Annotated in this window: 7 protein-coding genes; 6 read left to right on the top strand and 1 reads right to left on the bottom strand. The window is 70.4% G+C overall.

What is annotated here, in order from left to right; all coding sequences use genetic code 11:
• Window positions 1-129: 129 nt before the first annotated feature.
• Complete coding sequence (locus OZ671_RS31065; protein ID WP_268864288.1) at window positions 130-2,769, bottom strand: caspase family protein; 2,640 nt, start codon at window positions 2,767-2,769, stop codon at window positions 130-132.
• A 375-nt stretch (window positions 2,770-3,144) separates the two neighbouring features.
• Here OZ671_RS31065 and OZ671_RS31060 point away from each other — a divergent pair, with 375 nt between their 5' ends.
• The 6 genes from OZ671_RS31060 to tagF all read left to right on the top strand — a co-directional run.
• Window positions 3,145-4,572: a M23 family metallopeptidase gene (locus tag OZ671_RS31060; RefSeq protein ID WP_268864287.1), complete on the top strand. Its 1,428-nt coding sequence runs from the start codon at window positions 3,145-3,147 to the stop codon at window positions 4,570-4,572.
• Window positions 4,573-4,637: 65 nt separating this feature from the next.
• A complete protein-coding gene (locus OZ671_RS31055) occupies window positions 4,638-5,423 on the top strand; it encodes a Crp/Fnr family transcriptional regulator (protein ID WP_268864286.1) in 786 nt (261 codons plus the stop codon).
• A gap of 207 nt (window positions 5,424-5,630) precedes the next feature.
• Window positions 5,631-6,968: a type VI secretion system baseplate subunit TssK gene (tssK, locus tag OZ671_RS31050; protein ID WP_268864285.1), complete on the top strand. Its 1,338-nt coding sequence runs from the start codon at window positions 5,631-5,633 to the stop codon at window positions 6,966-6,968.
• Window positions 6,965-8,425 carry a type VI secretion system protein TssL, long form gene (gene tssL, locus OZ671_RS31045; protein WP_268864284.1) on the top strand — a complete coding sequence of 487 codons (1,461 nt, stop codon included), beginning with the start codon at window positions 6,965-6,967 and terminating at the stop codon, window positions 8,423-8,425. Before tssK ends, tssL begins: the two co-directional genes overlap by 4 nt.
• 27 nt (window positions 8,426-8,452) lie before the next feature.
• A complete protein-coding gene (gene tssM, locus OZ671_RS31040; protein ID WP_328286413.1) occupies window positions 8,453-12,028 on the top strand; it encodes a type VI secretion system membrane subunit TssM in 3,576 nt (1,191 codons plus the stop codon).
• Between the two features lie 7 nt (window positions 12,029-12,035).
• Window positions 12,036-12,488, top strand: a 453-nt coding sequence (tagF, locus tag OZ671_RS31035; RefSeq protein WP_268864282.1) for a type VI secretion system-associated protein TagF, incomplete at its 3' end; no start/stop codon positions are given.

The raw sequence follows: 12,488 nt of genomic DNA, 5'->3' as shown, positions 1-12,488 counted from the left end.
CTCGGTCCGGTCGCCGCCACCGCAGCCGGCAAGCGCGAGCCCGGCGGCGAGGATGCACAGGGCACCCGTCGACTTGTGCACTTTCGTCATCAGCTCCTCCCTTTGCCGGACCGGCCCGGCAGCGGATCGTCAGAACAGATCGATGCGTGGATTGCGCTGCTCCCAGCCGCGACGGGCCAAGGCCACCAGGCGATCGTCGAGCGAGGCATCCGGCGTCGCCGCGTCGGCGCCGCGCAGCTGGCGAACGAGGCGCTGCTCCACCTTGCGCTTGTCCTCCTCGGACAGGCCCTGCAGCAGGCGGCGGGCATTGTTGTCGGGATCGCCGACGCCCGGCCGGTTGAGCGCGGTCGCCAGCGCGAAGTAATAGCCGGCATCGACCGGGTTGCGCAGCCGGCCGGAGCCTTGCAGGGCGAGCAGCCCGCGGTCATAGGCGCCCCAATAGTCGCCGCGCTCGGCGCCGCGCTCGAGCCAGGTGGCGGCCAGCGCTTCGTTGCGCGCGACACCGGCGCCGTCGCGATAGAGACGGCCGATATTGGTCGGCGCATAGGGATGGCCGCCGGCCGCTGCGCGCGAGAAATAATCCATGGCCTTCTTCAGGTCGCGGGCGACGCCGGTGCCGCGCAGATAGGCGAGGCCGACATTGTTGAGGGAATAGATGTCCTGCCGTTCGACGCCGGCCTGATAGAAGCGCAGGCCCCGCTCGGCATCGGCCGGCATGCCCGCGCCGGAGACGAAGATGTAGCCGAGCTCGTTCATCGCATAGGTGTGGCCCATATCGGCGGCGCGCAGCATCATGTCGAGGCCGCTGCTGACGTTCTGGGCGATGCCGCGGCCGTGGAACAGGGCCTTGCCATAGTCGTAGATGCCGTAGGGATCGCCCCGTTCGGCGCCACGCCGGAACATCTCGACCGCCGTCGCGTCGGAAGCCGGGCGGCCGACGCCGAGCCTGTAGAGATAACCCATCTGGTAGAGCGAGCGGACATGGCCGCGCTCGGCCGCGCGTTCGATATGGCGCCAGCCTTCCTCGACCGCGCGCGCGGCCAGATGCGCCCGGCCGAGCTGGTGCTCGAACCGCGCGATCTGGGGAAATTGCCTGACCGCCTCGTTACAGGCGCGCAGCGCCGCCGGCGGATCGATCTCGTTTGGCAGCCGTCCCGCCGCGACGCCCTGCAGGTCGAAGGGCTCGGCGGCGGCGGCATCGCAAGGATGGACGACCGGCCGCGCGGAAAAGCCGACGGTCGTGCGCCTGTCGCCGGTATCGAGGGCAAGCCGGATCGCCTGCGGCCTGCCTTGGCTGCCGATCTGCGGCTCGAACGACAGGCTCGCCAGCTCGCCGAGCGGCAAGGTCGAGCCGGTTTCGATCACCCGCTCGCCGGCCCGCAGCATGCCGGTCGCCGGCACCTCGTCGAAGGTGACCGCGAGCGCGGCGGCATCCGCCGGCAGGCGTGCCTCGGCGAGCCGCAGCGACACCGGACCGACGCCGATCGTCGCCTCGGGCGCGTGGCGCTGGAGCCCGGCAAGATAGGCATGGGCCTGCGGATGGCGCGGTGCGGGACGGGCCGGCTCCCGGCCGCCGCCCGAGCGCTGCGCTTCCGGCGCGGCGGCGATGGTGACCGCGATCGCGCCCTGGCTCGCCTGCCGCCAGGGATCGGTGACCGTATAGGTGAGCAGCTCGACATTGCCGACCGGCGCTGCGGCGGCATCGAAGGCGAGCCGGCCGAGCCGCGCCACCGGGATCGGGCGGCCGGCTTCGACCGGCCGGCCGTCGACGAGGAGCCGGCCCTGGTCGGGCAGGCGGTCGAAGGTCACGGTCAGCGGCGCGCCGGACGGGCTGCGCGGCGCCGGCAGGTCGACCGGGGCCGCGCGGCTGCCCGACGTCACCACGAGCCGGTGCACCGGCGTCGTCGACGGCAGGCCGGGCAGCGGCAGCATGAAGAAGTCGTCGACGAGCGAGGAATTCTCCCAAGGGCGCTGCTGGCCGTTGGTGGCGGTGAGCACGTCGCGCCGGACCTGGGTCAGCATCTGCCGGAGCTCGAGGTTCGGCGTCAGCGCCCGGCGCACGAAGGCCTGGGTGTAGTAGCTGAGATCGCCGCTGCCGTCATAGGCGACCTTGCCGGGTTCGGTCGAGAAGGCGATCAGGCTGCCGCTGTCGGGCGCGACGCGCACCGCGCTGGCGGTGCTGGCCGGGCGGGCGAGGCCCTGGTTGCCGGCGGCCCGCTGCAGGCGATCGGCGATCCAGTACTGCTCGGCGCGGAACGGGTTGTCACGGCAGGCATCGAGAAAGATGAGCTGCATCCGCGACTTGTCGCGGATGTAGTTGTAGATGTTGTCGACCCGGATCGCCTCGATCTCGACGTCGTAGGGCGTCGACAGCCTGGCATCGACCGGGATCAGATAGTTGTTGTCGCCGACATGGACGCCGTGGCCGGAATAATAGATCAGGCTGACGTCGGCATTCTCGACCGAGCGCAGGAAGGTCTTGGCCAGCTCCTCGAACTGGATGCGGGTCAGGTCCTGGCCGTGGATGACCTCGAACTGCGCCGAGCGCAGCACCGCGATCACCTCGCGCACGTCGTTGGTCGGGTTCTTCAGCTTCGGCAGGTAGCTGTATTCGGAATTGCCGATGACCAGGGCGACACGCTTGCCCGTCTGCTGGGCGGCAGCCGCCGCGACCAGGGCAAAATTCGCCGCGGCGACGGCGAGAGCGATCGCCAGGAGGCGGGAGAGGCGGCGTCGCGCCGAACCGAAACTGCTCAGTTGTGCCGTCATCGTTCCGTCTCGTCGCGTCATCGGCCGCACGGAGAGGGCGGGGCGCATGACCGCCCCATTCCAGCAGATCGTGACGATGAACCAATGCTCACGTAACGTCAACCTGTGAATGCTTGCGCTGTGAGCACAATTTCTCGCATACATGTAGGTGCCGTCGTGTGTCCTGGCGCACATGACGCAAGGTATTGTTGTATTATCAAGGTCACGTCACGATCGTTGCTTCCGTGGCGCGGAAGTCGACATGAGCATGGATAAGACCGTGGATGTGTCGCATGCGGCCCGCATGCTCGCTGCCGGCAAATGCCGGTACTCCGCGGTCGGCGCGTGCAGGCATGATCCGCAGAAACCCCCGGCCGACAGCTGCTGAAGACGTCCATGATCAAGGTCAGGTCGACAGCCCCTCACGCATCGAGCCGCCCGCGGCAGACCCGGCCGGCGCCGAAAACCTCGCGGCTGCGTGAATTTTCCGTCGGCAAAGGCACGCTGTTTGTCATCATCTTCGTCTTGGGCCTGGTCGCGGCCTGGGGCGCGGGCATGACCTACCTGCTGTTTGCCGGCAATCGCCTGGCGGCGAGCGCGGTGCAGCGGACGACCGAGCTGCAGGACTATTACGAGCAGCAGGCGGCCGAATATCGCCGCTCCCTCGCCGCCGCCCAGGCCGAGGCCAGCCGCGCCCAGCGCGACCTCGACCGGCTGAGCCTCGACCGCACCGGCGTCGAGGGCCGGCTCGTCGACCTCGCCCGCCGGCAGAGCCAGATCGAAACCCGGCAGTCCGCCTTCGTCAGGCTGGCCGAACAGATCGGCGGCGCCCCGATCGCCGCGCTCGGCGCGGGGCTCGGCCGCGCGGGCAGCGATGCCATGCCGCTGCCGGTCGCCCGGCCCGGCGGCGCGCGCGCCCGCACCCGCTCGGTCCTGCCGGAAGCCGAGGTGCCGGAGGAGGCGGTCAATCTCGATCCCGATGCCGAGCCGGCGGAGCTGCCGGCGCCCGACCAGCATCACGGCGAAGCGGGAGATGCCGCCATGGGCGCCGCGCGTTCGCTCGCTTCGCCGACCGCGGCGCTGGCCGGGCGCGACGTCGCCGAGGTCGTCGACCAGCTCGACCAGCGGATCCGCCAGGCGGAAACCGACCAGGTGAAGGCCGTGCAGGCGATGGGATCGGCGACGCGGACGCGCGCCCATCTCCTGCGCCAGGCCTTCGATGTCGCCGGCCGCGAGCTGACCGAGATCGTCGAGCCGGTGCGCAGCCGCGCGGCGGGCGCGGTGGCTGCCGCAACGCGCCGCGCCGCCGAGGATGCCAGTCCGTTCGGGCTGGCAATCGCCGAGATCCGCCAGAACGCCGCGGTGATCAAGCGCCTGTCGCCGACCATCGATGCGCTGCCGCTGCACCGGCCGGTCAGCCAGGAGAGCCGCATCTCCAGCCGCTGGGGGCTCCGCTCCGACCCCTTCCTCGGCACCTCGCGCATGCATGCCGGCCAGGACTTCGCCGCCCCGCTGGGAACACCCGTCTTCGCCACGGGCGGCGGCGTCGTGCTCTCGGCCGGCTGGGGCGGCGGCTACGGCAATCTGGTGCAGGTCGATCACGGCAACGGGCTCGTCACGCGCTATGCGCATCTTTCCGAGATCCTGGTGACGCCGGGCCAGCCGGTGGCGGCGGGCGCCAGGGTCGGCCTCGTCGGCTCGACCGGCCGGTCGACCGGGGCTCATCTGCATTACGAAACGCGCCTGCGCGGCACGTCGAACGACCCGATGCGCTTCCTGCGCGTCGGCGAGGAACTGGGCATGGCGGTACCGCGCCTGCGTTGAGCTGCGGTGGCGCTTGATCTGAAACCTTACCTTGGGGCATGCTGCCCCGGCATGAGGAGGCTGTCATGTCGCAATCCGAGCCTGCCGCCATGCCGAGGGAGGAGCCGCAGGCCGGCGGGCCGCCGCCGAAGGCGGCCGCAACCACGGCCCACCGGCTGACCGACATCGCCTTCTTCGCCGGCGCCGATCCGGCGATCGTCGCGCGCAGCGAGGCGAGGCTGCGCTGGGTCGAGTTCAAGCCCGGCGCGCTGGTGATGGATTTCGACGACGACAGCGACGACGTCTTCGTCATCATCCGCGGCGCGGCCCGCGTGCTCATGCGCACCCAGCTCGGCCACGAGCTGATCCTCGGTGATTTCGAGGCCGGCACGATCATCGGCGAAATGGCGGCGATCGACGGCTATCGCCGCGGCGCCAATGTCACCGCGCTGGTGCGCAGCCAGGTCTGCCGGATCCCTTCGGCGGTGTTCCTCGACATCGCGCTGGGCTCGCCGCCGGTCGGCCTCCGGTTGATGCGCATGCTCACCGCCCGGGTGCGGCTCGGCAACACCAAGCTGCTCGAACATACCATCCTGTCGGTGCGGCTGCGTCTGCTCAGCGAGCTGCTGCGGCTTGCAAGGCCGGCGCGCGGCGGTGCCGGGCTGGTGGTCAGCCCGCCGCCGATCCAGTCCGATCTCGCCGCCCGCATCGGCGCGCGCCGCGAGGCGGTCTCGCGCGAGCTCAACGATCTCGACCACCAGGGGCTGATCCGGCGCGACCGGGGCTCGCTCACCATGCCGCGGCCGGAATTGATCCGCGCCGAAATCGAAAAGCTCGGGGTTGCCGCGGGCGGTCGCGCCGAGCCGCTCTGACGGCCGGTCCGGCTGTGCGCCCGCGCACAGTCCGACCGGAAGCCGATCGTCATCTTCGCAGCCAGGAAGAGGGCAGGGCCATGCAAGGACAGCGACAAGCCGGCGGACCGTGAGGCGAAGGGCCGCAACCGTTCCCTTCCGAGCTTGTGATGGCCGCGCTCCGATCGTCCCGGACCAGCGCGGCGCGATGGAACAGATGGATCGTTCATGTCGTGGTTCGGCAAAGTCGCGTGGTCCGAGGGCCTGTTCCTGAGGCCCCACCACATGCAGCAGGGCGACCGCTACGTCGAGCGGCTGGTGGAGACGCGCGCCCGCGACATCACCCCCTATCCCTGGGGTTTCGCCAAGCTCGAGATCGACCGCGACCTCGCCCAGCAGAGCCGTTTTGCGCTGCGTCGGGCAGTCGGCATCATGCCCGACGGCACGCCCTTCGACCTGCCGTCCGACGGGCCGCTGCCGGCGCCGGTCGAGATCCCCGACAATGCCGCCAAGAGCATGGTCTGGCTGTCGCTTCCGGTGATCGCGCCGAACGTCCGCGAGATCGACGGCCCCCAGGCCGACAGCGGCAGCCGGTTCGTCACGGCGACCCAGACGATCATCGATTCCAATTCGGCGCTGCGCATCGAGGAGGAGATCGACATCGCCTTCCCGCGGCTCGGCTTCGACGTGCGCAAGACACCGAAGCCGGGCTTCGTCTCGCTCGGCATCGCCCGCATCCTGGAGATCCGCGACAAGGCGCTGATCTTCGACGACCGCTACGTGCCGCCGCTCCTCGTCGCCAATGCCCATCCGACCGTCGACGGCTGGATGGACCGGGTCATCGGCTGGATGGACAACAAGCTGGAGGAGCTTGCCCGCTACGCCGCCGACCCGACCGCCGGAGGCGGCCTGCAGACCGTCGACTATTTCGTGCTGCAGCTGCTCAACCGCCATCTCGCCGTGATCAAGCACCTGCGCGCCACGCGTTATGCCCATCCCGAGCGGCTCTATGTCGAGCTGCTGCATTTCGTCGGCGAGCTCGCGACCTTCGCTTCGCCCGACCGGCGCACCGGCGACTATCCGGCCTACGATCACGACGACCTGGAAAATACCTTCGCGCCGGTCGTGCGCGACATCCAGGAATATCTGAGCGTGCGCTATGGCCGCCGGGCGATCCGCCTCGACATCGTCGAGCGCGCGGCCAATGCCTTCGTCTCGACGATCAAGGACCGCTCGCTGTTCCGCAATGCCAACCTGGTGCTGGAGGTTTCGGCGCGCCGGCCGCTGACCGAGATTCAGAACGAGTTTCCGCAGCTGTTCAAGGTCGGCCCGAACACCAAGATGAACGAGATCGTGCATGCCCATCTGCCGGGCGTGCCGCTGATCCACCTGCCGACGCCGCCGCCGCAGATCCGCGCCATGGCGGACCACGTCTACTTCCTGCTCGACCGCACCTCGCCGCTCTGGCCCGAATTCTCGACCGCCAGCGCGGTCGGCTTCCATTTCTCGGGAAGCTGGCCGGATCTGGAGCTCGAGTTCTGGGCGATCCTCGGAGACCGGCCATGAGCGACAGGACCGGCGACAGAACCCCACCCTTCGATCCGTTCGGACGCAACGACCGCACCATCGTGCAGCCGAATCCGGGGGGGCGGCGCGCGCAGCCGGCGACGCCCACCCCCGCACCGGCGGCGCCGGCCGCCGGAGCCTTCGGCCCGCAGGCGGAGGAGGACGACTGGACGCGCGGCCGGGCCGCGCCGCCCGAACCGCCGCGACCGGCAGCGCGTCCGGAGCCCGGCCAGGTCATGCTGCTGAAACGCGACGTGCCGGTTGCGCCGAACGACAATATGCTGCTGGAGGCGGCAGGGCCGCTGCTGCTGCTGCTCGGCCGGCTGCGGGCCTCGCTCATGCAGGCCCGCTTCGCGGACCTGATGGATCAGGTGGCCGATGCGATCGACGGCTTCGAGCGCCAGGTGCTCGGCCATGGCGTGGCCGCGGAGACGGCGAGCGATGCCAAATATGCGCTGGCCGCCACGGCCGACGACATCGTCCAGAACATTCCGTCCGAGGACCGGCCGATCTGGACCCAGTACAGCATGCTCTCGCGTTTCTTCGGCGAGCGCGTCGGCGGCGTGCGCTTCTTCGAAAAGCTCGACAAGGCCAAGCTCGATCCCTTGCGCAACTACGATCTGCTCGAGCTGATGTATACCTGCCTCGCCATCGGCTTCCAGGGCATCCACCGCACGTCCGGCGGCGGCGCCGCGACGCTGCAGACGATCCAGCGCAATCTCTACGAGACGCTCAGGCGGGTCCGGCCGCGCACCGAGCTCGACCTGTCGCCGCACTGGCGCGGCCAGGATCTGCCGCCCGCGACCGCCGGCTTCCGCGTGCCGCTCTGGTCGGTGGCGGCGGTCGCCGCCGCGGTGCTGGGCGTGACCTATATCACCTTGCGGCTGCTGCTCGCCGGCTCCGCCGACACGGTCGCGGGCGAGCTCAGACGCGTCGTGCCGGACGGGCCGATCGCCCTCCTGCGCAGCCGCCCGGTCGCCCCGCCGCCGCCACCGCCGGCCTCGACCCAGCTCGACTGCATCAAGGCCGGTCTCGCCGCCGAGATCGCCAGCGGCAAGCTCAGCGTGGTGGAAAGCGCCAATGCGGTGATCCTGAGGGTCGGGGCCTTCGCATCCTTCGCCTCCGGCCAGGCGACCGTGCTCGACAGCTTCCGCCCGATCGCCGAAAAGATGGGCCAGATCCTGGAGCGCCAGCCGGGCGCCATCCGGGTCATCGGCCATTCCGACGCGACGCGCATCGCCACCGCGCGCTTTCCGTCCAACTGGCATCTGTCGGTCGAACGCGCCCAGGCGGTCGCCAACCTGATCCGGCCGGCGCTCAGCCAGCCGCAGCGCATCGAGGTCGAGGGCAAGGGCGCCGACCAGCCGCTCGACAGCAACGACACCAACGAGGGCAGGGCACGCAACCGGCGTGTCGAGCTGATGATCCCGCGCGACCGCGCGACATCCTGCCGATGACCGGCTGAAGGGCTGCGGACGATGACGATGAAGGTCTGGCTCCTGCTCGTGTCATACGTGATCGGCGCGCTGGCGCTCGCCGCGCTCATCTGGTTCGTCGGGCCGCTGGTGGCGATCGCCAACCTGCGGCCGCTCGACCCGGCCTGGAGCCGCGGGCTGGCGATCGGAGCGATCGTCGCGATCCTCGCCGCCGCCATCGTGGTGACCGTCGTCCGGCGCCGCCGCGCCGAGGCGCTGCTCGCCAGGGGGCTGGAAGGCGAAGGCGCCGAGGACGCCGAGGCGAGCGGCGACGGCGAGGTGCTGGCCGAACGGATGAAGGACGCGCTGCAGACGCTGCGCAAGGCCTCCGGCGCGAAGGGCGACTATCTCTACGACCTGCCCTGGTACATGATCATCGGCCCGCCGGGCTCCGGCAAGACCACGGCGCTGATCAATGCCGGGCTGAAATTCCCGCTGGCGCGCGGACGGACGCCGGCGGCGATCGCCGGCGTCGGCGGCACGCGCTATTGCGACTGGTGGTTCACCGAGGAGGCCGTGCTGATCGACACGGCCGGCCGCTACACCACCCAGGATTCCGACGCGAAGGGCGACCAGAAGAGCTGGCTCGCCTTCCTGGACCTGCTGAAGGAAAACCGGCCGAGGCAGCCGATCAACGGCGTCATCGTCTGCATCAGCCTCGAAGACCTCGCGACCGCCGGTCCGGACGCCGTGCGCGGCCATGCCGATGCGATCCGGGCCCGGCTGCTCGAGCTGCACGAGCGGCTGAAGGTCGATTTTCCCGTCTACGCCATGTTCACCAAGGCGGATCTCGTCGCTGGCTTCGTGGAGTTTTTTGGCCATCTCAACGAGGCCGGTCGCCGCGTGGTGTGGGGCAGCACCTTCCAGACCGACGACAAGACGCTGAACAAGGTCGGCGACGTCGCCGACGAATTCGACCTGCTGGTCGAGCGGCTGAACCTTGAAATGGTCGACCGGCTGCAGGACGAGCCGGCGCCGGTCTCCAAGGTGCAGGTGCTGAGCTTTCCGAGCCAGATGGCCGCCTGCAAGCCGGCGGTCGTCGACTTTCTCGGCCGCATCTTCGAACCGACCCGCTACCATGCCAATGCCACGCTGCGCGGCTTCTATTTCACCTCGGGCACCCAGCTCGGCACGCCGATCGACCGGCTGATCGGCGCGCTCAGCCGATCGTTCGGGGCCGAGGAGCGGGCGGCGGGCGGCTATTCCGGCCTCGGCAGGAGCTATTTTCTCACCGACCTCATCACCAAGGTGATCGTCGGCGAGGCCGGCTGGGTGTCGACCAACCGGGCCGTGGTCCGGCGCATGGGCCTGGCGCGCGGGCTCGGCTTTGCCGCGATCGGGCTCGGCGCGGCCGCGCTCGCCGGTGCCTGGTGGGTCAGCTTCCAGCGCAACAGCGGGCTGATCGAAGAGACGTTCCAGAGCTCGACCCGCTACCGGCAGATCGGCGAGGACGTCAGCGCCGAGACGGTGATCGGCGACGGCGACCTGTCCCGGCCGCTGCGCCATCTCTTCCATCTGCGCACGATGCCGGCGGGATATGCCCAGCGCGACGAGGATACGCCGCTGGCCGAGACCTTCGGCCTCAGCCAGCGGCCGCGGCTCAATTCGGCCGCCGAGAGCACCTACCAGGCCGCGCTCGAGCGGCATTTCCGCCCGCGCATCCTCTACCGGCTGGAGAGCGAGCTGCGCAGCCGGCCGCAGGACGCCGCCTATGCCTACCAGGCGCTGCCGGTCTATCTGATGCTGGGCGGGCGCGAGCCGCTGGTGAAGGACCAGGTCAGGACCTTCCTGCGCAACGACTGGGAGGAGGGCCAGTTCCGCGGCGCCGCCAATGCCGATGGCCGGCGCATGCTGGCCGAACACCTCGACGCGCTCATGGATTTCGATCCGCCGACCGAGACGCGAGCGGTCGCGCTCGACGAGGCGCTGATCCAGGAGACGCAGAAGACGCTCGGCCGGATGGGCGTGATCGATCGCGCCTTCGAGCTGATCCGCACGGCCGCCGCCCAGCAGCGCGGCCGCGACTGGACCGCCAAGGCCAAGGGCGGGCAGGACGCCGCGCGCGTCTTCGAGGCGCGCGTCGGCGAGGATCTCGACGCGGTGCGCGTGCCCTTCCTGTTCACCTATGACGGTTTCCACGAGGCCTTTCTCGGCCGCCTCGCCGAGGTGCGCGCCCAGGTCGAGCGTGAGCGCGGGCTGATGGGCGAGGTGGCCGACCAGCAGGCGCTGCAGCGTCAGTTCGACCGGCTCGAGCCGGCCCTGCTCGAACGCTACGGCGCCGAGTTCAGCCGTGCCTGGACCCAGGCGCTCGGCATGCTGCGCATCCGCTCGCTGACCGCCGACCGCCCGGGCTATGTGACGCTGGACGCGGCGGCGCGCGCCACCTCGCCGCTGATCGCGCTGTTCGAATCGATCCGCGAGGAGACCCAGCTCACCCGCGAGCGCCCGAAGCCGGCCGGAGCCGCGCCACAGCCGGCGCCGCCGCCGCGGCCGGCCTTCCCGCAGGGCGTGGTGCCCGGCGCCGACATCGAAGCCTCGTTCCGCGCCATGCATGTCGTGGTCGAGGCCCAGGGCGGGCGGCGGCCGATCGACGACCTCATCAAGAACCTGAGCGACATCCACCAGTCGCTGATGGCCATGGCCGATCCTGCGCAGGCGGCGGGCGCGGCCCAGACCTTCAGGACGCATCTGCAGTCGCTGCGCGGCAATGCGACACGCCTGCCGCCGCCCTTCTCGACCATGATGCAGACCGCCGCCAATTCGTTCGATTCGGACGCGACCGGAACCACGCTGGCACGGCTCGGCCAGGCGCTGGCCGAGCAGGTCACCGAACCCTGCCGGCTGGCCACCAGCGGCCGCTATCCCTTCGTGCGCGGGTCGACCAGCGAAATGGCGCTCGCCGATTTCGAGAAGCTGTTCGGCACCAACGGCACGATAGACCGTTTCTTCGCGGCCAATCTCGCGCCCTATGCGGATACGACCCGGCGCGAATGGAGCTGGAACCAGACCCATCCCGTCGGCCGGCAATTGCCGGTTGCGCTGCTGCGCGACTTCCAGCGCGCGGCGGCGATCCGCGAGACCTATATGCGCACGGGCGCCGCCGGCTTTGCCTTCGTCGCCCGGCCGATGACCATGCCCCAGGGCGTGCAGTCGGCGCGGCTCGAAGTGAACGGCGCGATCCTGGCCAAGGACGCGCCGGAGCCGCCGCCCCCGCCGCCGCCGCAACCCTCGGCGCTGGAAGTGCTGTTCGGCCAGCGCCCGCAGGCGCCGCCGCCGCCGCCGCAGCGGCCCCGGCCGCCGGAGGCGCCGACCGCCATGCAGTGGCCGGGACCGGCCGGCATGCAGAAGGCGGCGGTCATCCTGGTCCTGGACCAGGCCGGGCGCACCGCGACGCTGCAGCGCGACGGCGCCTGGGCGCTGTTCCGCCTGCTCGAAGCCGGCACTGTCCAGCGCAGCGGCGAAACCGTCATTGCCAGCTTTTCGGTCGGCGGCCGCGACATTGCCTATGCGATCAATGTCGCCGCGCCGGTCAATCCGCTAACCTCGACGCTGCTGCGCGAATTCCGTTGTCCCGGCAGCCGGTGATGCGATCATGAGCCATGGCCTCTTCGGGAAGCTGCCGGCCAAGCGCGACTTCGTCGCCTTCGACCTGCCGTCGGCGGTGCTGCGGCCCTGGGAGACCTGGCTGCAGGGCGCGATGGCGGCGAGCCGCCACGTGCTCGGTGCCGACTGGACGGGGATCTTCCTGAAGGCGCCGATCTGGCGCTTCTGGTGCGGGGCAGGGGTCCTCGACCAGCCGCTGCTGGGGGCGCTGATGCCGAGCGTCGACGGGGTCGGCCGCTATTTCCCGCTCACCGTCGCGGCGGTCGCCGAAGAGGGCACCCATTTCGTGCCGCCCGCCACGGACAGCCGGTCGGCCTATTTCGCGGCGCTCGAGGAGCTGATGCTGTCGGCGCTCGACCCGGCTCTCGACGTCGACGCCTTCCGCCGGAGCCTGAAGGCGCTGGATCCGCCGGCGGCGATGGCCGGTGCGCCGGCGCGCGCG

This window comes from Phreatobacter sp. AB_2022a (assembly GCF_026847585.1).
GTDB lineage: Bacteria > Pseudomonadota > Alphaproteobacteria > Rhizobiales > Phreatobacteraceae > Phreatobacter.
Note: the sequence above shows the minus strand (reverse complement) of the source record. Positions and strands in the feature narration are given on the sequence as shown.

Coding starts and splice junctions, on each gene's coding strand:
- OZ671_RS31065 (WP_268864288.1), bottom strand. CDS start 2,769: ATGACGGCACAACTGAGCAGTTTCGGTTCGGCGCGACGCCGCCTCTCC.
- OZ671_RS31060 (WP_268864287.1), top strand. CDS start 3,145: ATGATCAAGGTCAGGTCGACAGCCCCTCACGCATCGAGCCGCCCGCGG.
- OZ671_RS31055 (WP_268864286.1), top strand. CDS start 4,638: ATGTCGCAATCCGAGCCTGCCGCCATGCCGAGGGAGGAGCCGCAGGCC.
- tssK (WP_268864285.1), top strand. CDS start 5,631: ATGTCGTGGTTCGGCAAAGTCGCGTGGTCCGAGGGCCTGTTCCTGAGG.
- tssL (WP_268864284.1), top strand. CDS start 6,965: ATGAGCGACAGGACCGGCGACAGAACCCCACCCTTCGATCCGTTCGGA.
- tssM (WP_328286413.1), top strand. CDS start 8,453: ATGAAGGTCTGGCTCCTGCTCGTGTCATACGTGATCGGCGCGCTGGCG.